The organism is Ruegeria sp. YKSD179, assembly GCF_059612885.1.
In genome coordinates, this window is the sequence record NZ_JBXWRL010000017.1 from 62699 (window position 1) to 86961 (window position 24263).

The window sequence follows — 24263 nt, forward strand, 5'->3', positions numbered from 1 at the left end:
TGGCGCTGACTAACGAACGATCTGTCTATTTCCTCAGGTCTCCAAACTGTTCCCAAGCGTCCAGCGCCTGAGCCGCATACATAAGGGATGGACCGCCTCCCATATAGATTGCGACGCCCAGAAGTTCTTCAAATTCTTGGCGAGAGGCACCAAGACGGATGAGGCTTTTAGTGTGAAAACCGATGCACCCGTCGCAACGCAAAGCAATTGCGATCCCCATTGCAACAAGTTCCTTGGTTTTTTCATCCAGGGAGCCATCAGATGTTGCACCCTGCGCCATCGCAGAAAAGCCCTTCATTGTGTTGGGAATGTTCTTTCGCAATTGACCGACTTGCGTTGAAATCGCATTCGTCAGTTCTGGGTATGATGTCGTGGCCAACTTAAAATCCTTTCTCATTTCACGGACTGGATTTATCACCGCCGAAATCTGACAGGATTGAGTTGGATCAAAAACAGGCCCTTAATCGTTGCCAAAGTAGTTGAAGTCCTGATCGTTGGTATTCACCATGCGCGGCGTTTCACTTAATTGGACCATAAAGAGCCACGAATACATTGTTGGTAATGTCGACTGACACTTTACTCTGCGCTCTGATGCCTAGGTCAGAAGGTGAAGCTTACTCTCTGCCGCTCAAACGGCAGGCAATCCAATGTCTTCTTGCCCATTTCTGGAACAATGCTCGATGCCTAAGCCATGGTAAGCGCGTGCGTACTAGTGTATTTGAGCCTTCGATGCGAGAAGGTGTTCGTTTAATCCAAACACCACCAACAGGAGGATGCTGCCCTATGTTTCACCGCGCTATTGTCATCGCGAGCGGTCTTTTTGCTGCAACCGTCGTAAATGCCCAGACAGAAGTACCTTTCGCCTTGGACTGGAAATTCGAGGGACCCTCGGCCGCTTATTTCGCAGCTATAGACAACGGTCACTTCGCTGAAGAAAACCTTTCGGTTAACATTGAGGCGGGCTCGGGTTCTGTTCAGACAATCCCAAAAATCGCCACTGGTGCCTTCCCGATGGGTTTTGGTGACATAAACTCGGTCATCAAGTTTTTGGATCAAAACCCCGGTGCGCCTGTGACCGCTGTAATGATGATCTATGACAAGCCGCCATTCGCAATCGTTGGACGAAAAAGTCTGGGCGTCTCGGAACCGAAGGACCTTGAAGGCAGGGTTCTTGGAGCTCCTCCACCAGATGGCGCGTGGGCGCAGTTTCCCGTGTTTGCCCAGGAAACAGGCATTGATCCCTCTTCCGTGACGGTGGAACCCGTCGGCTTTCCAACCCGAGAGCCAATGCTTGCCGAAGGAAATGTCGACGCAATTACAGGCTTCTCTTTCTCGTCGGTCGTGAACCTGAAACGTCTGGGTGTTGCCGATGACGATATCTCGAATATCCTGATGGCTGACCATGGGCTTGAGCTTTATGGCAACGCTATCTTGGTGAACACCGACTGGGCTGCCGAGAACAGCGAACAGGTTCGTGGCTTCCTGCGCGCGGTAGCAGCCGGCTGGCAAGACGTTATCGACGACCCGGCCGCAGGCATTGATTCACTGGTGCAGCGGAACCCTGCGGCCGATAAGGGGTTAGAGCAAGAGCGTCTTCAGATGGCGATCGAACAGAACGTTGCGACCGATTACGTTAAAGCAAACGGGATGGGCGGAATCGACGCCGCCCGCATGAAGAAGGCAATCGAACAGCTGGGCGAGACTTATGAGTTTCAGAACACACCTGATGCATCGCTATACTTCACTGACGCCTATCTCCCTGAAGGTGGATTTGCTTTGAAGTAAGTTTTACGGGCGCGGTCCGCTCAGCGGACCGCGCAATCAATTCTCATGACAAAACCACTTATCCACATTAAAGACGTTCATCACGCCTATGCGACGGACGCGGGTCCGCTTCCGGTCCTAGATGGCCTGAACGTGTCTGTACCCGAGGGCGGCTTCGTCGCCGTAGTCGGGCCCTCCGGCTGTGGGAAGTCTACCCTCACCCGCCTGATTGCCGGCCTCATGAAACCGGACAGAGGCGAAGTTTGGCTCCACGGAGAGCGCGTGCAGTCCCCCCGTTCCACCGTGGGTATGGCATTTCAAAACCCAGTGCTTCTGGAATGGCGGACGATCCTGAAAAACGTTATGTTACCCCTTGAAATCGTCCCCACAAAAATGTCGAAAACCGAGCAGGAACAAAGGGCATTGCACCTTCTCGACCTTGTTGGGTTGAAGGGCTTCGAAGACAAACGTCCGTCGGAGCTTTCGGGAGGCATGCGCCAGCGGGCCTCGCTCTGCCGCTCTCTAATCCACAAGCCCGAAGTTCTGATTTTGGATGAGCCCTTTGGCGCTTTGGACGCTTTTACGCGCGAAGATCTCTGGCAGACGATGCATTCACTCAAAGCGGAAGAACCCTTTACTGGCGTCCTGATTACCCATGACCTGCGCGAGTCGATCTTTCTTGCTGATCAAGTTGTGGTGCTTTCAGGCCGTCCTGCAAAGACACAATACGTAATGAACATCCCACGCAATGGCCCACCTGAGCTTGATGATTTGTACACGCCTGAAGCTGCTGACAGGCTCAATATCCTACGGCATCAGATCGAGATCGCACAGGGTCGTGCACCCTCTGAAGAGGTCGGGGCATGACACTCCGCAAAATCGCCGTCCCGGTAATTGCAATGGTCGTCTTTCTGGCGCTTTGGGAGCTTTTGGTCTGGGTCAATGGGTGGCCAAACTACATCATGGCGGCTCCCTCGGATCTGCCAGCTGCTTATTCGCGGTATTGGGAACTTTTCCTTGTCATGGGTTGGCAGACGCTTTGGCGTACAGTTGTCGGGCTTTTGATCGCTGTTGCTTTCGGTATTTTTGTTGGCATGGTTATGGGCTTTTCACGAACTATGCGCGACGCGCTCTATCCACTCCTGGTCGGCTTTAATGCCATTCCCAAGGCGACGGTAGTGCCAATTGTGGCGCTTCTTTTCGTGGGCGCACATGACTTCAACACAATTCTGATCGCCTTCATGATCTCGTTCTTCCCGATCGCCGTCTCGGTTTCGATAGGCTTGTCCACGCTGGAGCCCGAGTATCGCGATATCTTGCGCTCTCTTGGGGCTAGTCAGGCAACGGTCTTTTGGAAGATTGCGCTTCCAAAGACTTTGCCAGAGTTCTTTGGAGCGCTCAAAGTGGCGGTAACGCTGGCGTTCATCGGCACGAATCTTATGGAGATAGTGTCGCCGCACGGACGTGGTCTTGGAGCCCTCTTCGACAGCGGTAAAACGAATTCAGATTATCCTTTGATGTTTGCCGTTCTCATAGCTCTCGCTTTTATGGGCATCGTTCTTTATTACGTAGTTGTAGCGCTTGAGAAAATCTTTGCAGGTTGGGCCGAGCGGCAGCCAACGTGAGTGAAAACGAAGGCAACTAGATCATTAGTGCATATTCGTGTGTGTAAATTACTGCGTTCGGTGTTCCGTTAGGCGAAGTCTAACCATCTCTTTATGCATTTCGCATAATTTGGCTTTGAAGGCGATTGTAACATTTAGGTGAAAATTTTATGACACTGTGGTAAGTTAGGTCAACGCAGCCATCGAGGTTGTCTTGATTATGACCACACTGTATCGCTCGTTAATCGCTGATGGCGTGCTTATTGGTACTCACGTGTTTTTCGCCGCTGCTGTGCTTGCAGGATATCGGACCGGTATCCCATCGATGGCCGACCTCACCGATGAAGCAAGCTTTGCCGGTCTTTGGATGATCTTAAAGCTGGGTCTGGCAAGCTTTGTACTTTGGCGGACGAAGGGGCCAGCCAGATGGGTCGCGCTGGCCATCAGCCTTCTGTTTCTGGATGATGCTCTGGAGATTCATGAGGCTATTGGCGACATTGTTGCTGGGCTGAACGTGTTTCCTCAATTCGCTGGCGTCGAGGCCGATGACGTCGGTGAATTATTTGCGGCAGTATGTATCGCTATTCCTGTCTTCGGCTCCCTTTGGTTGGCGTTCCGTCGTGCGTCAGGGGAACTTCGCAAAGCGATCTTTCAATTTACCTGTTTCGTAATAGCGCTTGGCGCGGTCGGAGTGGGGCTCGATTTCTTGCATGCGGTATTTGAAAACGCCAGTAACACTGCGCATCCATTCATCGAGCCTGCTCTGGCGACGTTGGAGGATGGGCTAGAGCTAATTATTGCTACTTTTCTTCTTTTTGAGGCGACCAAGATCAGATCAGAGTCATTGACTGATCTGAATATGCTGGGTGACGAACAACGGCTGACCCAATAATGATTATTTCGCTCTAACAAGCGATCGCTATGCAGACTAATTGGGACTTCCGATCGCGCCCGGACTTTAGGTGAGTGGTCGTTTTTAGGGATTAAGCCTTGCTTGTGCTAAACTGTCCTATCCGCCTCACTTCATTGGCTTAAGGCGGACCGTTTAGGGAGGTATTTGTTATGCGTTTTCTCGTCATTGCGGCAATTGTGTCGATCAGTCCAGCTTATGCCGAAACGTTCAGCAGCGGCGCGGTCGGAATAGGCACCAGCTCAAACGAACCGATGCCTATCGCCGATGGACACATGGTAATGCGCACCAGTGGAAGTTACGAAATGTTCGAGGTAGAGCCCGGACATCCACTTGAGGGAGCCAGCGGCCCTTGCTTCGGTGCAGTCGAAATTATGGGGACTGAAGTTTCCGGTGGGGGCAACTGCGTCTTCGACACCGCATCCGGTGAAAAAGCGGTCATGGCCTGGGAAGCAACAGGCTTGGGGGCCGACGGGGCTTTGACGGGTAATTGGTCGGTTTCCGGTGGTTCGGGAAAGTGGACCAGCGCCAGTGGCGGCGGTACATTCTCTTCCCTGACGGATCCGGACACCGGAAAGTTTGCGAATACGATCACAGGTGACATTACTATCGACTAATGTACCGACGGTTCCGCCAAGTTCGCCCGAACGATCGCGACCTTGGCGGTTCAGTTGCTTGCCGGCAAAGGTTAGCTTGGCAATTTTGTATTCTACGGAAGCGTTCTCCGGATATTGCAATACGGATAGTGCGGTTCATTTGATAAGTTCGTGACGAAGACCCCTTTGGCTGAACAAACCCTGATTTCGTTCAAACTTCGCGGATTGTCAGCTTAGGTGCAGATAACTTTCGCCCAAGCTGGAATTAGCCATCTGCTTGCAGCGAGGCGGTCGAAAAGCTTCGTCACACCCAAGAAGAGTATCCTCAAAACTGCCGCTGGTTTCCACATGGCGAACAGTATGTTTCTAAGTGTACTGTGGACACATTTTTGCCACAATGTCGTTCTGACGATGTGGGCGGCACGCTTCAGATTTGAGAAGGTACTAGCTTTTAAACTGGCTTAAGTGGGGGTTGTCGGTTCAGCGTGCCGCCCCACGAGTTCCTAAAAGAAGACTTGTAAGTGTTACGAAACAATCGCTTGCAAGTTCGTTGTTGGCAACGGAAGTCTATTTTTCAACCCCAATCCGGACAACTTCGCTAGCCTCTTCATGAGCGGTTGGAGATACGGGCTGTCATTTTGACCGGCGAAAGTCAGGGAGAGATCAATACCTCGCCCTCAATCTCCATCGCAAAACCAAGAGGCAGCGAAAGAACCCCGATGGCGGATCGCGCATGCCGACCTACGGTTGAACCGAATACATCGACGACCAAGTCGCTAAATCCGTTCACGACGAGATGTTGCTCGGTATAGCCGGGTGCAGAGGCCACCATCCCGAACACGCGGGACCAACCGACAATTCGGGAAAGATCACCGATCTCGGCCTTTATGTTCGACAGAACCGTGAGCGCGACCTCCCGAGCCTCCAAGTACCCTTGTTCTGTCGACAGATCGCTACCCAGCAATCCGAACGGTCCGGCGATACTTCCGTCCTTCGCATTTTTGGGGTGCCCAGAAAAAAGTACTCTCTCGGCCCTTATGTTCACGAACGAGAAGGGGAGATGCAGCCCGTCAGGTACCTTGGTGGGCGCGGGTAATTCGAGACCGATTTCCCTTAATCTGTCTTCCGGTGTAGTCATTGTTCCACATCCCTTCAAATTCGAGTCAAAGGTAGCCTACACGCTAATTTCGTTTCGATCTTTTCCTGAATCGGATCAGCTATTCGGCCAATAGGTTCGTTGTGGCTATGCAGGCCAATTAAACCTTGAATCACTTCTTCACAAAAGAATTGTAACCGCTCAGCCAGAGCTTAGTACGGTCAAGCGAGTTTGGGTTAGCTTGGAAACCGCAGCAAAATCTCAAGCGGTGCTGCGTCTCAAATACGGGATTTCACGGTGTCTACTTGTTAATATCTATTCAGTTTCAGAGGATCGGGCCCATAGATTAATTTCCTCTTCCGAACTGACTTCGTCAATCATGGAGAGTTCTTCTTCGGTGAAGTCCAAATTGTGGACTGCGCCAACGCAATCCGCGATTTGCTCGGGCCGTGATGCTCCAATCAGTGCACTTGTCACCTGACCACCTCGAAGAACCCAAGCAATCGCCATCTGAGCCAAAGATTGTCCGCGTGCTTGTGCTATTTCGTTTAGTGCCTTAACGCTCGCCAAAGATCGATCGTTGATCATTCCGTCCAAAAGGGATTTGCCCTGTGTGGCCCGGCTGCCAGCCGGAATGCTTTTTAAATACTTCGACGTCAATATTCCCTGCGCCAAAGGCGTAAATGCAATCGATCCCACGCCCCTTTCCTTCAATGTGTCTAAAAGCCCGTCATGCTCGACCCACCGATTGAGAAGGTTGTAAGATGGTTGATGGATCAGGCACGGCGTTCCAAGTTCTTCCAGAATTGCAAGTGCTTCGCGTGTTCGAACGGAATTGTAACTTGAGATACCGACATAAAGCGCCCGCCCTGACCGCACGATGTAATCCAGGGCTCCCATGGTTTCCTCTAAAGGGGTTTCCGGGTCAAATCGGTGGGAATAAAAAATGTCTGCATAATCGAGGCCCATACGCTTGAGCGATTGGTCACACGACGCCACAAGATACTTTCGCGAGCCCCACTCGCCGTAAGGGCCCGGCCACATTTCATATCCCGCCTTTGTGGACACAATAAGTTCGTCTCGATAGCCTGCGAAGTCGGTCTTCAGGATTTCACCAAAAGCTTCTTCGGCGGATCCCGGCGGTGGGCCATAGTTGTTGGCCAAATCAAAATGTGTGATCCCAAGATCAAATGCAGTCCGGCACAAATCGCGCTTTAACTCATGCGGCGTGTCTCCACCGAAGTTGTGCCAAAGCCCGAGGCTGACCGCGGGTAATCTGAGGCCAGATTGTCCACAACGGCGATAGACCATTTGGTCATAGCGTTCGGAGCTTGGAAGGTAGGGGCGAGGTTGAGGTTTCGGAGGGCGCTGTACTTTCGACATTCACCTATAATCCGGGATTGCCGCAGCGTGTCAAATAGTCAGTCCGATCGTCGCTCGATCCGACGATCTGCCTCACAAGCTATGCTTCAACCGCAATGTTGGAATTAAAGGTTCCGAGTTATTATTTCGAACCCAAGCATATGATCATCTACGCGAACTAGCACTGGACCTGAGGGATATGTTCCACCCGCGAAGAACCAACCGGGATCATTCGAACAACTTTTTCGCAGGGGTCATAGAGAACATACAGATCTGCGTTGCCACCAAGGTAAAGAGCTTGCATGGGTTCGAATTTTTCATTCAGGTCTATGAGTGTTACCGGCCGGGCAGAAAGGTCAAGAACCTTGGGTGCAAGAAACCCATGCAATCCGTCCTCGCGAAGGTCGGGCCCTAAAAGGAAAACTTCGGCGCTCAATACAAGCAACAGGACCAAGAATAACATACCATCGATTACCAACGCTTTCCCTATTTGTTGTTTGGATGGGCGCAACAGATCTGGCAGATAGTCCTCCAACGAGAACAAATTTGCGAGCATCACCAGCGCAACCACCGCGCCAATTATTATTGTCAGAATTCTGCCACCTGAGAAATCCAATGGAATCGTGACCGACAGAACGATCGCAGCCACCGCTAGCCATTGAACTTTTTCATTTGCCGCGATCTCTCCAATCGTGGTTTTTCCAATTTTCACTGGTTTAAAGTCTTTGGTTATCTTTCGAAGTCGCGGGCGACGGTTTGCCCATGACTTCAATGCTTCTCGCCAATTATCAACAAAGTGAAGTGGGCCGAGAATTCCCAGAAGCACCAGAAAAGTTAGTACGAATTCGGTGACTCGCGTACTTGCATCAACGCCTATATCAACCACGCGAACGCCAATTTGACCCCAATACTCGCGCCACAAAAAACCTGTGACTGCCGCGATTAGACCTGCTGCGGGAATGAACCCGAGCAAGGCCTGAAACATGAAGCTCAGTCGTTCCTTTGCAGAAGCGGCAAGCTCGGGCGCTGCGTCCTTGAGAACGTCGATAGTTGTGTCAGTTGGCAGGTAATAGTTTCCTTCAAGCACTTCGTTTATTGCACTTTGCATTTCATCGCCTCCAGCGGCACGGCAAATATATCCAAGTGCGCCGGCTTGAATGGCGAGGATAATGCGATCATGAGGTGGGTCGCTTGGGCTAAGCGCCAGGATCTTGAGATCTGGCAATATTGCAGAAGCATATGAAATTACGTCAATACTACGCAGTCCTTGAAGCATTACGTCGGCCAGAAGCAAATCGGGTTGCGTGCGATCCAATATCTGTTTTGCCGTTCTTAGATTGTAGGCAACACCAACTATCTCAGCTCCTACAAGCTGTGTTGCAAGCTCTTGAATTGCTGAACGCGCTTCGTCCGGTGCAACGATAAGGATGCGAATTGGGTCCATGGTTAAAGGCTCTGATTCATTACTGTGAAAATGGTTATTGATGGCCAGGTTCATTGTGACTGCTCCAATGAAAGCCCACGTGCCGATCCTTTATCGGATAAGGCGAATGACTGGGGTTTGCAGTATCGGACAGGTAATTCAGTGTGCTCTTGCACCAGCAATCGCCCAAACAGCATTGACACACATCCTAAGACCAGTCCCAAGGCCAGGGCATTCGCGACGACGACACCGCCAAACAGTGATGCCACAGTTGTACCTGCATTTTGAATGGCGGTCCCGGATATGACTGATATCCAGTCTTGCAAGTATATTGCGAACAGGACCGACAGCCCGATCGGTGTCGTTATAAGCGCGGTTCCAATACAGATAAGTCCCCGTCCAAACCACGCGCGAGGCGTCGACCCTTTAAGCACGATCGCTGCTGTGACCCAGAATACGCCAAGTCCGGTGAAAAGAGCGAGGAACGATTCCGCGTAGGAAGTCAGGTCACTCGAAACAAAGCCAGCAAATGCTGAGATGAATGGGGACAGAACAAACGTGACCAACCCTGCGGTAAGGAAACCAAATAACACCTTCAGCGCTTGGCGCGGGACCACATTGCCGTTGCGGCTTTGCCGGACGAGGGTTGCGGTTGCGTCTGGTACAATCTGATTAAACCGCGATAGTAGGAATTTTTGACGAGATAGCTTCGTAACCTCGAGTGTTGTTTAGAGAGGGCGGCCCAATTTGCCGGTTTTGTGAGTCTGAAATTGGCGACCCGCCACTTCATTTCTTTTGGCGCCTAGTCAAATTCTTGTGGAAGTTGGACAAGTTGAGCTGGTGATGATGCGTCAAGCTTTACCCGGGAAACGTCGGCGAATGACCGTATCGGACCTAAACCGGAAGTTCATTCTTGACGGTCAGTCACCTTATTCGTCAGTCTCAGGGTTGTTGTGTGTTTTGGGGGCGTTGTCATGAAGTGGTTATTGCGAATATTTTCACTGTTTCTGTCTCTTCTTCTGGGCACTGCTGTTTTGGCTCAGGACAGACCCAATATCGTCTTTATTTTTTTGGATAATTTTGGCTGGGGTGAACCGGGGTTCAACGGCGGCGGCATAATCCGTGGCACAGCCACTCCTGAAATGGATGCGCTGGCGGCTGAAGGACTGAGGCTTACGAACTTCAACGTGGAAAGCCAGTGTACTCCCTCCCGCGCGGCAACTATGACGGGGCGTTACGGCATCCGCAGCGGTAATCATACAGTCCCACTGGGAGGCGGCGTCTACGGCTTGACTCAATGGGAGATAACGATGGCTGAGATGCTCAAGGATGCGGGGTATAGTACCGCCATGTTTGGCAAGTGGCACCTCGGCTGGACCGAAGGACGCTTTCCGACGAACCAGGGCTTCGACGAGTTTTACGGTGTTGAGACCACTGATGTCACAGTCTGGCGATCGCTTCCGGGCTTTGCCGAAGCAAACATGGAAGAGCCTGTTGTGATGCAGGGCGTTGCGGGCGAACCAGCGACAGTAGCACGCGACTATGATCTGGACTATCGCGGCGAAATTGACGGCGACCTGACAAAGAAAGCCATCGATTTCATCGAAGCCAAGAGCGAGGCAGACGCGCCGTTTTTCATTTATCTTGCTTATACGCAGACCCACTATCCAAACATCGTTTCCGAAGAGTTCGAAGGAGCAACTGGAAACGGGGTATGGGCAGATATTCTTCGCCAGACAGACTCCTATATCGGACGTATAGTTGATGCGCTTGAGGCGGCAGACATCGCCGACGACACGGTGGTTATTTTTACTGCTGACAACGGCCCCGAAGCGCTTCCGGTTGGAAATGCCAACGTCTCGCCTGTCCCAGCAGTACATGGTACTGCAGGACCGTGGCGCGGCACTCTTTTTACAAGCCTCGAAGGAAGCATGCGCGTTCCCTTCGCTATCAAGTGGCCCGGGAAGATTCCTGCTGGTTCAGCTAGTAACGATGTCGTCCACTCGATGGATCTGTTTCCTACGCTTGCAGCATTTGCAGGCGGCAAGGTGCCGGAAGACCGGGCCTTTGATGGCATTGACCAATCTGAGTTCTTTCTTGGGGCCCAGCCGAATTCCAACCGAGAAGGCGTGATCGTCTACATGGGCGAGCAGATATTCGGTGTCAAATGGAAGGATTGGAAGGTCCTGTTCAAAGAAAACACAACAGCATTCGGCGCAACCGAGTCCTACGATACCCCCAGGGTGTATAACCTTCTGAATGATCCGCATGAGCGCGAAAGCGTACTTTTTCCGCATACTTGGGCGGTGGAAAAGGCACTACCACAACTGCAGGAACACCTTGCGACATTTCAGGAGTACCCCCCAATTCCACCAGGAACACCTGATCCCTATGAACCGCCCAAAAACTGAGCAAAGGCATAGTCCATAAAGTAAATTGTTCAGTTTGTTACAAAGGGTGTCAGCAATACGGGCAAATGCCGTTGATCCCAAATCCACACTGGCGGAGACCTTCGACTAATGCGGCGTGCTCTTTTAACAACCGAACTCAGACCCTGGCTTTCTCGAAAGCCGACCACGCGGTTTCGAATGCTTCAAAATTGAACTCAGGCGGGCGGGCGGCGTCCAAGACAATGCGTTCCGTCGTCAACAGCTTTTGGATTGCGGTTTCTAATTGATCGACGATATCAGTAGGTATCACCAATGCACCATGACGATCGGCATGAATTAGTTCGCCTGGACTTACCGTTAGGCCAAAAACTGATACCTGTGTGTCTATCTCACGAACATGGACGAAACCATGGCTTGGCCCGACGGAACCGGCGACAACTGGGAACCCCTCGGGTAAATCGCCCAGATCGCGCATAACGCCGTTGGTCACTACACCTGACATACCGAATCCCTTGTGGACCGAGGTATTGATCTCACCCCAAAAGGCACCGATACAATCTGGATAATCCGCATCCTCGATAACTGCGACGCTGGGGCCGGGTGCCTCAGACATATATTTGTAGTAATCCATTCGGCGATTCTTGATGACGTCCGGAGCTTCTTTCGGGGGATTGACCGCTGCGATTTTTGCAGTGCGGGCGTATCCGACTATTGCGGGTTCTTCAGGCGCGGAACACAACATGGTACGGCGGGTGAAGCTATTGAATCCACGCTTGCCTTGCGCCACCTCAATGGCATTGCAGACAGTTGGCGTGTCGATCTTACGGAGCAAAGATAAAAGGGACGGTGTCATGTGTCCTCCAACCAGCGTACCAGCGCCGCTGTTGTCTCGTTTGGTTGTTCCAGTGTGGGCAGATGGCCCGCGCCATCAATAATTGTAAAAGTGCTGCGTGGCATAAGATCATGCATCAACTGATGCCGCTCGACAGGGCAAAGCCCGTCTTCTTGGCCACATAGGACCAAGGCTTTTCCAGAATAAGCGGAAAGGGTTTCGCTTTGGTCCGAACGATCCATCAGCGCCTGAGATTGACGCAGGAAGACGTCCGGACCAAGATCGGTAGCCATAACCATACACAGGTCAAGGATCGACCCCTGGCGGGGACCGTCAGCCAAGTAATTCGGTTTCATCTCATCGCGCATCACATTCCACAAGCGACCCTTGCGCACTGCTGCCATCTGGGGTCCACGGCGCGCAGCCACCTCAGGTGATTCAGCCAGCGGATTTGTATCAAGAAGCGCAAGTCGCAACACTCGTTCCGGAGCTTGACGCACAATCTCCATGGCTACGATACCGCCCATCGATAAACCTGCCAGAGCGAACAAGGGCGGTGCATTGTTCAGGATATCTGCTGCCAACGCCTCGACACTATTTTGCTGGCTCAGCGGAAAGGTCATTATTGGCATTCTGCTGGACAACGCTTTGATCTGAGGACCGAAAAGGCGAGCATCGCACATCATGCCGGGTAAGCAGATCAGCGGTGTCATTACGAAGCCAGCTTTGCCCCCTCGACCAGCGTCGCCAGTTTGGCGTAGGCAATTTCAGGGTCGACGGCACCAAAACCTGCAAATGTTCCAAATCCGCAATCGCTGCCTGCGATTACCCGGTCTGAGCCCACGATGTCGGTAAAACGAGTGATCCTCTGGGCTACCAGTTCTGGATGCTCCACGAAATTTGTGGTGGTGTCGACCACCCCAGGCACTAGAATCTTGTCTTCAGGTATTTCGCCCCTCCGGTCGCGGAATACAGTCCATTCGTGCGCGTGGCGCGGGTTCGAGGTTTCGAAAAGGACATATCGAGATTTCGTCGACATCAGAGTGTTGAAAACCTTATCCATTGCGATGTCACAGCAATGCGGACCTTCGTAGTTGCCCCAGCAGATGTGCACACGAACGCGGTCCTGAGGTACATTTTGAAGTGCGTGGTTCAAGGCCTCGACGTGCAAATTGGCAATCGCGACAAACTCGTCATCCGAGAGATCTGTAAAGAGCATGTGGCGCGATAATGCCAGATCGGGGCAATCCAATTGAAGGTCCAGCCCAGCTGCTACTATGGTTTCATATTCTTCTTTCATGGCGTCGGCCAAAGCGGACAAATAGGAGTCTCGTGTCGGATAAAAGTCATTTTGCAGGAACAGGGAAATCACACCTGGCGAGGCTGCATTCATGAAACCTCGATCTGCCCCATGTTGTGCCATTGCGGCCTTGAGGTTGGCGATGTCCTTCTGCAACTCACCTTGCCCCTTTGAACGCACCTCACCGGTGCACATAGGTCGAGCATACTGAGGAGTGCCTCCATCGTTTGCCAACCGCTGAAGGAAGCTTGGAAACATCTTCAGATCTGCGGGCGCGTTGCGCGGGCTATCTCCCGAGAAACCGGTGTAACGATCTTTGACATACGTAGCGTATGAAATCTTTGAAGTTTCACCGTCACTAACGATGTCGATCCCGGCTTCAACCTGTTTGCGCACCGTCTCTGAAACTGCATCAGCCATGCAACCGTCAAAGGCATCAATATCGTAGGACTCCTCATTTTCCCGGGCGAAGATGAAATCCACCACCTCTTGGGTTCGGGGCAGGGACCCTACATGTGTGGTCTTTATGGTCATAAGAGTCTCCTTAAATTTTGCACGCCATAAGAACAGTACGGCTTTGGGTTTCAGGGTCCTCGGCCAGAAAACCGGTCATTCGTAATTCGTTTTCTTCCAAACAAATGGCGTAGTCCGCTGGTGACAAAGACGCATGATATACAAGCTCTTCCCCAACAGTGCCGCTTACCTCTCCAGCACGAGGACCAACCGTCAGCATCAGCATCCCACCCGGACGCAAATGGTGCGCCATACGAGCTATGCAGTTCTTTTGTTCATCTGCCGTCAGGTGGAAAAAGCTGTCCCATGCGATGATGCCGTCGAACTGCTGTTCCAACTCAAACTCACGCATATCTGCATGTCGCCAATCGCCATCAGGCCAACGTTCCCGAGCTATGGCTAGCATCGCCTCTGAGAAGTCGACGCCTGTGACAGCAAAACCCTCTGCCATGAACCAGCGCGCGATCGGATCTCCTGCGCCACAGCCAAGGTCCAATACGTGATCACCCGGTTTCAGGCTGGCGGTGAAACGCGCCAGCCAACGCGCTTCGAACAGAGCTTTGGAACGTCGCTTGTCGAATTCTGTGGCTTGCCGTTCGTACACGGCGTGCGTGTCTTTCGGGTTTACATTCATTCTGTCCAAGTAGCTCCAGCCGGGTCGTCAGTAGCCGAAATCCGGTACAAACCTGCCTGTCCCGTCATTGACGGTTGAACGCTATAAGACTCACCGGGCAAGACCAAAGCGGTATCGCCAGTGGACAGCGTTGTCTCGTAACCACCCACCGAAATACGCCAGTGGCCACTCGCGGGCATCAGAACTACTGGTTTTTCGGCCGTGATTGGTTCGGTTATCGAGGAACCCCGACCAAGGAAATCGACTTCGAACCCCGGTTTGTCTTTGATCAGAGCATTTTCGCCGATCACCCGAGCGGGTTTGTTCGCCGACAGCGCCATCAGGTCCCAATAACGCGCAACATACTTTCCGACTACATCCTCGACCGGCACCTCTGGGTACTCTTTTAGTTGCTCTTCGGTCAAAAGAGGCATCGGTCGTACGTTGTGCGGCAATTCCTGACCCTTTTTTTTGTCATACAAAACGCCATTGTCACCAAGCATCAGCCCATGCTCCTGCGCGTCTTCGATAACCTGCGGCGCCCAGGTGACGCCGCCCCCCGCATCGTCGCCGCCCAGGATCGCCATGATCATTCCATAGTCTTGGCCGACATTTTCGAACCCTCGGAAAATGCCGGTTGGGATATTGAAGATATCGCCCTCTTCGGCAATGAACTCGCCGGCTGTGCCATAACGGCCCCAAAAAAACCGCCATCGCCCTTTGGCGACAAAGAAAACTTCGGCAGTTGTGTGGCTGTGCAAAGAGTTGCGACATTTCGGAGGTTGCCCAGCTGCCCCAATGTTGAAGCCTATCTTATCGGTGATGTGCACATGCTGGTCTGGCGACTCGGAAACGCCGCCGCCGATGATTGTGAAGTTTTCCTTTTGATCGCTGCCCGGTGTGTGGGCGTCAATAAACGCCGTTTTGCAGGGCTGGAGTTCGCCATAGCGGACGATACGTTGTGTGATGGTGCTCATTAGATTGTCTCCTTGGAAATTGGGGCGATGGGATCAACACCCGCCCTCCCGGAGGACGATTGTTCAGCCGACGTGCACGCAGTGATGCGCGATGCGTATGAAATCGCCGCGCCGCTCGACTGTTATTCAGAGATGAAACGATTACGGTCACTCAGCTTTCTCCACCCTGCAGCAGAATTTGTTTCCAGACCGAAGTTTCGTCGAACAGCGTATATTCGCGACGCAGCAGCGGGTGGCCGGCGATCAACTCGCCAAATTCGGCGTGGCTGATGCCAAGCACATAGACCTGTGCGCCAGTCGGTGCGCCAAAAACCCCCCAGCCGTCATGCTTACCCCAAAGGCTCCAGCGCAAAGCAGCACGAGGGGCCATGTTCGTGTCATCGCGGCCAATCTGGTGTTCGATCTTGAACTCCGCATTCGGGAAGGAGGCCCGAAGTCCCATCCAAAACCGGTCTACTGCACCCCAACCGTGGCCAGTGACACCGCCCACATATTCGGATTGCACGGCGCGGTCATACTCTGCTTCGATCGCACCCATATCGGCGTTCATGATCCGGGTCAGAATGTCGGCGTAACGTTGTCCCCACTCGTTGTCGTTGCCTCGTCCTTCATAAGGTCCGGGCTGATCGGTTTCCGGGGTCAGTGGCCTGACGCAGTTATCCGCCCCGCCCTCACGTTCAATGAGGTCGGCCGCATATTCCTTTGGGTCCCAACCCATCTGACGCACAATTGCACCTTGATCGCGGATCAGCCATTCGTCGTTGATCTGATTGTTGATTGCGTGACAATCGGCAAGAATCCGGTATCGCAGCTTGGTACCCGTTGGCTTACCGTATACGCCTTCGGCCAGATGCGTAGCGGTTGAAATGATCCGGTGCGAGCTTAGCATGCCCTGTTCCGGTGTACCTGACCAGATTACATCCTCGCCCAAAAGCTGCCGGTCCGGAAACTCGGCCAGCGTCGCCATTGTTGCGCCGATAACGTTCTGATTACCCAGAACAACCGACCCGGGCGAACGAACGACGATATCGTCACTGTAATACTCATGCAGGGTCGAGATGCCCCGGTCTTCCCAGATCTCCTTGGTGATACCAATGATATAGTCGGGAAAATCCCGAAATTTGGGATCAAAGCCTTTCATGTTTCTGTCCTTTGTGGGGCCCACCCTTTTGGCAAACGGGCCGAGGTTCGCACGACCAGTGGCCCATCAATGGCCACCTTGCGAGGCTCGGCCATTTCCGGGGTGTCGATATGTTCAAAAAGCGCGTCAACAGTTTCGGTCACCATTAGATTGGCCCGCTGTCGGATTGTAGTCAGATTGTAGGCGGGCCACCCGGCAGGCGGTACATCGTCATAACCCACGACCGAGATATCCTCGGGTACGTTTAGGCCAAGTTCAAAACGTATGACGTCCATCACAGCCAGTGCCATGTGATCGTTGGCGACGAAGACGGCATCGGGTCGTTTGTCTGGTGCAACATCAAACATTCGTCGGGCTGCGGCGCGGGCGTTTTCGGTGTGAAAATCACCGACCTCATGAGCGAAAAGGTCTCGCCCGGCCTCTGTAAGCGCGGCTCGGAAACCAGCTTCGCGGTCGCGTTGGGTCGAAGCACCTTGCCAACCCGCGATATAGGCTATCCTTTCATGCCCCCCATCAATAAGGAACTCGGCCACTTTGCGACCCCCAGCGTAGTTGTCGGAAGTAACAGTGGTGATGCCTTCGATATCCTGACTGCGGTTAAACAACACAACCGGAACCCCAGCCTGCTGGCAGCGCATCGCTATGTCCGACGACATCGGGACCGACGCCAAAATAACCCCGTCGACCTGATAATCGAGGATTTCGTCCATCACATTGTCGATATTCCCAGCCGAGCGAGAAGCCATGAAGATCAAAACGTGATAGCCTTGTTCCTGCAGTGCGTTCGACAGTTTTTCGAGCGCTTCGGGATAGAAGTAGTTGTCCAGATAGCCGACAACCAATCCGATGATACGGCTTTTGCCGGATACCATCGCGCGGGCTAAAACATTGGGGCGATACCCCAACTTAGCGGCCGCCTTCCGCACTTTATCTTCGGTTTTTTTACTGACCGAAGCACCGGGTGTGAACACCCTGCTGACGGCGGATTGGCTGACGCCGGCAAGTTGGGCAACTTGAAGTGATGTCACCTTTTCAACCATCAGTCCGCCGTCCAACCTCCGTCGATCAGCATCGAAGTGCCTGTAACCAAAGCAGAAGCGTCGGACGCAAGATAAGTGACTGCACCCATGATATCTTCGACCTCGCCCACGCGATCCAGCTTGATCTTCTCCATAATCCACGCAGCGCGTTCAGGATTTTCAAACGTGGATTGCGTCAAGGGTGTGCGAATAAATGTCGGGCAAATTGTGTTGATGCGAATTCGTTGCTTGCCCCATTCAATGGCCATAGCTTTGACCATACCTTCGAGGCCATGCTTGGTTGCGCAATAAAGCGCCCGGTCAACCCCGCCCACATGGCCCATCTGACTTGAGATGTGAATGATTGACCCTGGCTTATCTGCTGCCATCAAGGCCTTGGCGGCATAAGCCGACAGGAAATAGGCCGATCGCAGATTTACGTCCGCGACGGTGTCAAAATCCTCGGGCGTTGTCTCAATCGCCGGGCTATGGCGTGCAATTCCAGCAGAGTTCACAACCACGTCGAATACTCGGCCCTCAAAAATCCGATTTAGGGCAATAAGATCACCCTGATCTACGACCGCAGCCTCGGACGACCAGCCCTGCCTTTGCAATGCCGCAACGGTTTCATCTAATCGCTCCTTGCCTCTGGCCGCGCAAACGACGTGAGCGCCTGCTTCGGCAAGAGCTACCGCGCAGCCCTGACCGATGCCTGACGAAGCGCCGGTTACTAAGGCAGTCTTTCCGCTAAGGGAAAACGAAGGGGTACGTGGCAATTCGGTCATCAGTGCATTCCATCGGGAACATCGATGCGACCTATGTTGCGAGCCTTGTTGAATTCTCGCAATCGGGCAAAGACGTCGACACCAAGCTGTCGGTAGGCGTCAAGAAGGTCGACCAGAACCCAATTCTCGCGGATCTTGCCGTTTTCAAGTCGCCAGAAATCGAGACTCCGCATGGTGATCATTTTTCCTGAAGGAACAATCCCCATCCAGCCGTCACCAGTAACCGTCTGAATCATGTTAGGCCAGCCGGTCACAGCGGCATATTCGCCATCACCGAAGAAATGGTAGATTATGTCATCAACGTACTGCCCGCGGTCCGGCATGCCATTCAAGAATGGAATTTGGTGCCAGTTTCGAAAGCCAGCGTAACCACGGCCGGTCCCTATACCCGAAGGGCCGTACCAGTTCATGCGAGGGTGCCAGAACCGTTCCATCTCCATCACCTCGGGGCCACCTTGGGATGGATGTCTTTTTAGAAATTCGAGCATTTCTATTATGTGTTGACAGGTCTTGGTGCCCTTAGCTTCATCGTAGGGCCCCGGAACAAAACCGTCTTGAGTGGCTGGACCGGGCACATGCCATTCGAGACCCAGGCTTGGGGACATCGGCCAGGCTTTGGCCTGTATCATTACTTCGGGGATGTCCCAAAGTGCCTGAAACTCAACGACTTTGCCATCTACAAAACGGTAGAATTCGTGGAACCGCATGGTTGCCTGATGACCGGTGGGCGGGATATCCAGCCAAGGCCCGATGAAGGTACCGGTATAGTAGCCACCACAGCCGACCCAGTCAGCTCCACCGTCGTCCGGTCCGGCCATGACAATGTAGTCACGACGTTCTAAATCAGGCCAGGCATCCAAAAGGTTCTTATAGGCGCAATCGAAAAAAGCATCACTGCCTGTGCTGTCGCCAAAAGGATGGCACAGGTGGAACACGGCGTCTGAGCTTGTCACTTCGGCCAACGCTTTACGTACACCGGCCTCGGAAAAGTCGTACATCGCCGCCCTGAGTGGTGCGATAAGGGCTTTGTGTTGTGTGTGCTTGTCACTCATTCTGCGGCGTCCCGGTAGGGGGCGGGTTCGCCGTAGGGTACGTTGATACCGCCATAGCGACGCACGCGAACGTTGCACTGTTCGGCATGGCCAACAAAACCTTCCAGCATGCACAAGCGCGAGCCATACTCACCAATAAGCGTCGCCGCTTCATCGGTAAGTACTTTCTGATAGCTGTGAGTTTTCAGATACTTTCCCACCCAAAGCCCACCGGTATAGCGCCCGGCTTTTTTTGTTGGCAATGTATGGTTTGTTCCGATCACTTTGTCGCCATTTGAAACATTTGTACGCGGACCAAGAAACAGAGCACCGTAGCAAGTCATGTTCTCAAGGAACCAGTCGTCGCGGTCGGTCATTACCTGAACATGTTCCGAGGCGATGTCATCGGCGACCTTCAGCATCTCGTCATACGTGTCGCAGACGATCACTTCGCCATACTCGTCCCATGACACTTTCGCGGTGCCAGCTGTAGGCAGGATACCCAGCAAACGGTCGACTTCGGACATGGTATCTTCGGCCAATTTGCGTGAGTTGGTCAGCAGAACGCAGGGGCTGTTATAGCCATGCTCAGCCTGACCAAGCAGATCGGTCGCGCAGAGTTCCGCATCAGCTGCTGTCTCATCCGCAATAACCATTGTCTCGGTTGGCCCCGCGAACAGGTCTATACCGACGCGACCAAACAATTGGCGTTTGGCCTCTGCGACAAAAGCGTTGCCGGGACCCACCAGCATGTGAACGGGATTAATGGTCTCGGTTCCCAAAGCCATTGCGCCGATCGCCTGAATGCCGCCCATAACGTAGATTTCATGCGCACCGCCGAGATGCATGGCTGCAATCACCGCCGGGTTTGGCTTGCCTTGGAAGGGAGGTGTACAAGCGATGATCCGAGGAACACCGGCAACTGAGGCGGTAGCCACGGACATGTGGGCAGAGGCCACCATTGGAAACTTTCCACCAGGCACATAACATCCAACAGATTGTACAGGGATGTTCTTATGACCCAATATGACGCCAGGCAGAGTTTCAACCTCGATGTCCAACATTGAATCCCGCTGCGCCTGCGCAAAATTACGTACCTGTTCTTGCGCGAATTTGATATCGGCAATTTCACGATCCGTCAGTTGTCCAATAAGACTATCGATTTCCTTCTGGCTGAGACGGAATGATACTGGCGAATAGTTGTCAAACTTCTCGCTCAACTCACGCACGGCTGCGTCGCCGCGGGCTTCGATGTCTTTCAGCGTTGCTTCAACCACAGCGCGGGTTTTGGCGTCATCTTCTGCCCGGTCCTCGTCGGATTTGCCGCGTTTCAAATATTCGATTGCCATGGTGCTAATCCTCAGTTGTCGGGCCGGGGCGGAGCTTTCTCTCCCCGGTCAAATGCTTCCCAGCCTTCGCCTTTGAATACATCCACGCCTAGCTGCGCGGCGACATGGGCGAAATCCACATTCACCCAGTTGTCGACTATCTTGCCGTCGACGACTTTCCAAAAGTCCATATATCGGATCTCGACCCGCTTGCCGGTGGGTGCGATGCCTAGGAACTCGCCGGAATGAGTGGCTTCCTGACGGCCAAAGGCTGCCGCCCACTCGCCCATGTACAGGCGTGCCTCGTCAATGCAGGTCTTGTCAGAGAATGCGGCCTGAAACGGGCGCTGCCAGTTGTCCTGAAATTCCTGCAGGCCCACCTTTGTGCCGCAGCCCTGATTGCCCATCCAGCGGAAGCCTTGGGCGAAGAATTCTCCGATGTCGTCAATGCGGTGGTCGTTTAAACCGTCGACCATGGTTTCAATAACGCGGCGCGTGTCTTCGGTTTTGCTCATGTCCGTTTCGCGGGTCAGAACCGCTTGTTCAGGACGGGAACCTTTCATGTCTTTGTCCTTTCAGGTTGCCAGTAGGAGGGATTGGGATGTTTGACCCCAAATCTCAGAAAATCCCTCGGCATCCTGTTCAGCGCCGGATGGCGCGACATAGCGTTATGTCTTGCATTCTTGCTCATCAACCTTTGACCGCCCCAGCCGTCAAGCCGCTCACGATCTGGCGCTGGAATATCAGTACAAGGAAGATCAGTGGCGCGGTGATCGATACCGCAGCGGCCACAGCAACAACCTGATCTGTTGTGGTCGTCTCACGGTTGAACATTCCCACAATTGCCGGAACCATGGTTTGGTTTTGTGCGTCCAGCAAAAGTGCGGTGACAAGAAAGTCATTATAAGCCAACAGGAAACTAAACAAACCGGTCGTAATAACGCCAGGCCACATCACAGGCATGATGACCCTGCGAAAGGCCTGAAAGTGGCTGCAACCGTCAACACGGGCGGCCTCGTCCAATTCAGCCGGAATGTTCTGGAAGAATGACCTCAGCATCCAAATCGTAAACGGTTGGTTGATGGCGACAAGCACGGCGATCACGGCGAACGGCTTGCCATATAGGGTTGGCGCATTGTCGCCCAGTATCGGGCTAAGCCATTCGGCAGAGTTGATAAAGACCGGAAGATAACCTGCGACAAGCACGGAATGGGGCAGTGCGCGGAACACCAGAGCGACGATAAGAATCCAGAAAGCTAGCGTGGACCCAGACCGGGCCAGACCATAACCCGCCAAAGTTCCAACAGTCAGTGAAACCGTTACAACTCCAGTGGTGACAATAAGTGAATTCTTAAAGTTGTTCGAGAACCCTCGGTCTATCCAGACAGTTTTGTAGTGTTCGGTTGTTAAGCCAAGAATGTCGCGTCCAAGTGGGCCAAACAACGGATTGAGCAAGGCAAGAAACGTTGGCAAAATAACAAAGAAAACCAGTAGAAAACCCAATAGCAAAGTCAGCACACCAATCAGCCAACCAAACCATTCTTGCCCAGGTTTAGTGTAGGATTTCACCAAAGATGGAAGGGCCCTTGTTGCGACAATGATCGTCGCCCAAATAACCGCCACACCAAAAATAATGTCCAAAAGTGACAGACCTTTGCCGACACCCAAGGTTGCCGGGCCGAAAATAACGTTCAGCGCATTACTATCGAAGGCGTCCACTGGTGACTTGAAGCTCATTACAACGATCCAGAAGATCGGGAAGGACGCAATCAGACACCAAAGCGCCAGACAAACGTTCGAAGTCAGGCGTAAGCTGAATGGCTGGCGAAGTGCGCGCGAGGACATATTAATGACCCCCTTTATGATCACGCCAAGTGCGGCGCAGCGGTAGGATAAGTAGGATAACAACACCGATCATGGTTAGCATCGAGTTGGCCGAAGCCCGGCTGATCGACCGGTTGCCTGCCTGATCCGGGGTCAGGTAGTCGAAAGTCAGCCACTGCAATGAGATGACATAGCCTTGGCTCGAGAAACCTACGATTTCTTCGAAAACGCGGTAGCTGTCCATCAAATGGATCATAGACACGAAGATAATCAAAGGCATCAGGTGGGGGATGACTATGTATTTCAAACGCTGCCAACGGGTTGCGCCGTCGATCACCGCGCTTTCCAGACTGTCCTGATTGACGGTTTGTAGACCCGCATAGAAAACGATGGCGGCGAAAGGCGCCACGTGCCAAACGCGATAAAGCATCATCAGAATTTCGATTGTCCAAGCCTGCGCAAACAGGGCGATATCGCGGTTTAGCCACCATTCAATCAGTGCGGTCAGAATGCCATCACCACGGAACAGCCAATTGATCGACAGCACACCGATCACAGGCGTGATGATGAAGGGCAAGAGCGAAATGAATATCACCGGTCCACGTATTGATTTGGCCGCGTTGTTGATCAAAATTGCTATCCCCAGCCCACAACCAACAACCAAAGGCAGTGTGATCAAAGTGAAGGTCAGAGTGAAACGCAGCGCTTTCCAAAAGTTTATCGTCGACAAAACGTGCCAATTACCGTCGCTTATCGCGCGCCATGCCCGTTCCGGTTCCAGAACATTGCGATAGCTTTGCAGCCCGACATATTGGGTTTGCGTGATCACCTCACCATGCTCATCCAATTTCGGCTGCGAAACTTGTTCCGTCACGCAAGTTTGTTTCAGAAAACCGGGTGTACAGGTTTCCTTTTCGACCGTCTCGTAGATTGGTTGAGTGACATAGAAACTTTGTTTGAACACGCTGACCAGTGGGAAAGCGATAAAGAGAAGCATCATAAAGACAGAAGGGCCGACAAAGGCGGCAAATGTCCGGAAATTCATGGCTCTGCCTTTCTCATGGTTCTCAGGAACAGGGCGAGGGAGGACCGAAGCCCTCCCCGTGGAAGGATCAGTTGCTGATCAAGCCAGCTTCCTTCGCAGCGGTAACATAATCCGCCTCGATATCGGCCAATGTAGTTTGCGCGTCCTTTGCGCCAGTGAGATAATCGGCCAGACCGTTACCCAACGCTGTGTGCATTATGCCCATTGGACCAGATGCCGGATATGGCTTGGCACCGGCTTCAGCAGATGCTGCAGCTCCTGCTGCCAGCGGACCAGCCGCGTAAGCCGGGTTAAGCCACACCGCCGCATCATTGTTGGCGCTGACCATATCACCGTCGATACCTTCCATAGCTACGCGGAAGGCAGCGTCAGCCTCTTCATCGCTCATGTTCGATGCCAGGACGATACCGTCCCACCAAATTGTGGTCGCTGGTACTGCAGAACCCATAGGGGCCGCTGACATAGTCACCTTGCCAACGACCTGGCTTTCAGCCTCATCATTCATGGCAGCCGCGCGGCTGGCCCAAAGATTTGCAATGGCAATCTTGCCCTGCTGAAACTGCTGCTGCACGTAGGTTGAGTCGGAGACTAGATATTCCGGGTCCATGTACTCGGTCATCGATTTAAGCGTCTCAAGGGCCGCAACTCCCTGTTCGTTGTTGATAGCCGGCATATTGCCATCCCCAAAGAACGAACCACCTTCGCCCAAG

25 protein-coding genes are annotated in these 24263 nt (G+C 52.9%); 6 read left to right on the plus strand and 19 right to left on the minus strand.

What is annotated here, in order from left to right; all coding sequences use genetic code 11:
- Positions 1–25: 25 nt before the first annotated feature.
- A complete protein-coding gene (locus AC2FNE_RS11105; protein WP_254442550.1) occupies positions 26–379 on the minus strand; it encodes a carboxymuconolactone decarboxylase family protein in 354 nt (117 codons plus the stop codon).
- A gap of 404 nt (positions 380–783) precedes the next feature.
- Here AC2FNE_RS11105 and AC2FNE_RS11110 point away from each other — a divergent pair, with 404 nt between their 5' ends.
- The 5 genes from AC2FNE_RS11110 (at position 784) to AC2FNE_RS11130 (ending at position 4895) form a co-directional block, all read left to right on the plus strand.
- Complete coding sequence (locus tag AC2FNE_RS11110) at positions 784–1785, plus strand: ABC transporter substrate-binding protein (protein WP_170603717.1); 1002 nt, start codon at positions 784–786, stop codon at positions 1783–1785.
- Between the two features lie 45 nt (positions 1786–1830).
- Positions 1831–2631, plus strand: coding sequence for an ABC transporter ATP-binding protein (locus AC2FNE_RS11115; protein WP_170603543.1), 801 nt, complete (start codon positions 1831–1833; stop codon positions 2629–2631).
- Complete coding sequence (locus tag AC2FNE_RS11120) at positions 2628–3389, plus strand: ABC transporter permease (protein ID WP_170477268.1); 762 nt, start codon at positions 2628–2630, stop codon at positions 3387–3389. Before AC2FNE_RS11115 ends, AC2FNE_RS11120 begins: the two co-directional genes overlap by 4 nt.
- A gap of 199 nt (positions 3390–3588) precedes the next feature.
- Entirely contained in the window at positions 3589–4260 is a 672-nt protein-coding gene (locus AC2FNE_RS11125) for a DUF8692 domain-containing protein (RefSeq protein WP_170603547.1), read from the plus strand.
- A 170-nt stretch (positions 4261–4430) separates the two neighbouring features.
- Entirely contained in the window at positions 4431–4895 is a 465-nt protein-coding gene (locus AC2FNE_RS11130; protein WP_170477274.1) for a hypothetical protein, read from the plus strand.
- A gap of 631 nt (positions 4896–5526) precedes the next feature.
- On the opposite strand, the gene AC2FNE_RS11135 is transcribed toward AC2FNE_RS11130, so the two are convergent.
- The 4 genes from AC2FNE_RS11135 to AC2FNE_RS11150 all read right to left on the minus strand — a co-directional run bounded on the left by AC2FNE_RS11135 (position 5527) and on the right by AC2FNE_RS11150 (position 9348).
- Positions 5527–6012 carry a RidA family protein gene (locus tag AC2FNE_RS11135; protein WP_170603551.1) on the minus strand — a complete coding sequence of 162 codons (486 nt, stop codon included), beginning with the start codon at positions 6010–6012 and terminating at the stop codon, positions 5527–5529.
- A 273-nt stretch (positions 6013–6285) separates the two neighbouring features.
- Positions 6286–7353 carry an L-glyceraldehyde 3-phosphate reductase gene (mgrA, locus tag AC2FNE_RS11140; protein ID WP_170477280.1) on the minus strand — a complete coding sequence of 356 codons (1068 nt, stop codon included), beginning with the start codon at positions 7351–7353 and terminating at the stop codon, positions 6286–6288.
- Between the two features lie 157 nt (positions 7354–7510).
- Positions 7511–8830 (minus strand): response regulator, encoded by a 1320-nt coding sequence (locus AC2FNE_RS11145; RefSeq protein WP_170603554.1) that lies wholly within the window; start codon positions 8828–8830, stop codon positions 7511–7513.
- Positions 8827–9348, minus strand: a complete 522-nt coding sequence (locus AC2FNE_RS11150; RefSeq protein WP_496805384.1) for a hypothetical protein — start codon at positions 9346–9348, stop codon at positions 8827–8829. Before AC2FNE_RS11150 ends, AC2FNE_RS11145 begins: the two co-directional genes overlap by 4 nt.
- A gap of 381 nt (positions 9349–9729) precedes the next feature.
- Here AC2FNE_RS11150 and AC2FNE_RS11155 point away from each other — a divergent pair, with 381 nt between their 5' ends.
- Positions 9730–11166, plus strand: a complete 1437-nt coding sequence (locus tag AC2FNE_RS11155; RefSeq protein ID WP_496805385.1) for an arylsulfatase — start codon at positions 9730–9732, stop codon at positions 11164–11166.
- A gap of 136 nt (positions 11167–11302) precedes the next feature.
- Here AC2FNE_RS11155 and AC2FNE_RS11160 read toward each other — a convergent pair whose 3' ends face one another.
- From AC2FNE_RS11160 to AC2FNE_RS11225, 14 genes are all read right to left on the minus strand, one after another.
- Positions 11303–11998 carry an RraA family protein gene (locus tag AC2FNE_RS11160; protein WP_496805386.1) on the minus strand — a complete coding sequence of 232 codons (696 nt, stop codon included), beginning with the start codon at positions 11996–11998 and terminating at the stop codon, positions 11303–11305.
- Positions 11995–12690, minus strand: a complete 696-nt coding sequence (locus AC2FNE_RS11165; protein ID WP_496805387.1) for an alpha/beta fold hydrolase — start codon at positions 12688–12690, stop codon at positions 11995–11997. Before AC2FNE_RS11165 ends, AC2FNE_RS11160 begins: the two co-directional genes overlap by 4 nt.
- A complete protein-coding gene (locus AC2FNE_RS11170; RefSeq protein WP_170603560.1) occupies positions 12690–13811 on the minus strand; it encodes a cobalamin-independent methionine synthase II family protein in 1122 nt (373 codons plus the stop codon). Before AC2FNE_RS11170 ends, AC2FNE_RS11165 begins: the two co-directional genes overlap by 1 nt.
- A gap of 10 nt (positions 13812–13821) precedes the next feature.
- On the minus strand, positions 13822–14424 hold the full coding sequence (locus AC2FNE_RS11175; RefSeq protein WP_496805388.1) for a class I SAM-dependent methyltransferase: 603 nt from the start codon (positions 14422–14424) through the stop codon (positions 13822–13824).
- A complete protein-coding gene (locus tag AC2FNE_RS11180) occupies positions 14421–15380 on the minus strand; it encodes a cupin domain-containing protein (RefSeq protein ID WP_170603562.1) in 960 nt (319 codons plus the stop codon). The genes AC2FNE_RS11175 and AC2FNE_RS11180 overlap by 4 nt, the downstream gene beginning before the upstream one ends.
- A gap of 151 nt (positions 15381–15531) precedes the next feature.
- Complete coding sequence (locus AC2FNE_RS11185) at positions 15532–16521, minus strand: nuclear transport factor 2 family protein (RefSeq protein ID WP_496805389.1); 990 nt, start codon at positions 16519–16521, stop codon at positions 15532–15534.
- Positions 16518–17561 (minus strand): LacI family DNA-binding transcriptional regulator, encoded by a 1044-nt coding sequence (locus AC2FNE_RS11190; RefSeq protein WP_170603564.1) that lies wholly within the window; start codon positions 17559–17561, stop codon positions 16518–16520. The genes AC2FNE_RS11185 and AC2FNE_RS11190 overlap by 4 nt, the downstream gene beginning before the upstream one ends.
- Positions 17561–18325, minus strand: coding sequence for an SDR family NAD(P)-dependent oxidoreductase (locus tag AC2FNE_RS11195; RefSeq protein WP_170603566.1), 765 nt, complete (start codon positions 18323–18325; stop codon positions 17561–17563). The genes AC2FNE_RS11190 and AC2FNE_RS11195 overlap by 1 nt, the downstream gene beginning before the upstream one ends.
- A complete protein-coding gene (locus AC2FNE_RS11200; RefSeq protein ID WP_496805390.1) occupies positions 18325–19377 on the minus strand; it encodes an ester cyclase in 1053 nt (350 codons plus the stop codon). Before AC2FNE_RS11200 ends, AC2FNE_RS11195 begins: the two co-directional genes overlap by 1 nt.
- Complete coding sequence (gene hisD, locus AC2FNE_RS11205) at positions 19374–20705, minus strand: histidinol dehydrogenase (protein ID WP_170477318.1); 1332 nt, start codon at positions 20703–20705, stop codon at positions 19374–19376. Before hisD ends, AC2FNE_RS11200 begins: the two co-directional genes overlap by 4 nt.
- An 11-nt stretch (positions 20706–20716) precedes the next feature.
- Positions 20717–21247: an ester cyclase gene (locus AC2FNE_RS11210; protein WP_170477321.1), complete on the minus strand. Its 531-nt coding sequence runs from the start codon at positions 21245–21247 to the stop codon at positions 20717–20719.
- A gap of 127 nt (positions 21248–21374) precedes the next feature.
- The gene (locus tag AC2FNE_RS11215; protein ID WP_496805391.1) at positions 21375–22529 is read right to left on the minus strand and encodes a carbohydrate ABC transporter permease; all 1155 of its coding nucleotides are present in this window, start codon (positions 22527–22529) and stop codon (positions 21375–21377) included.
- 1 nt (position 22530) lies between these two features.
- Complete coding sequence (locus AC2FNE_RS11220) at positions 22531–23553, minus strand: carbohydrate ABC transporter permease (RefSeq protein ID WP_170477327.1); 1023 nt, start codon at positions 23551–23553, stop codon at positions 22531–22533.
- A gap of 67 nt (positions 23554–23620) precedes the next feature.
- Positions 23621–24263 (minus strand): extracellular solute-binding protein (locus AC2FNE_RS11225; RefSeq protein ID WP_496805392.1); only part of this gene is annotated, 643 nt, incomplete at its 5' end.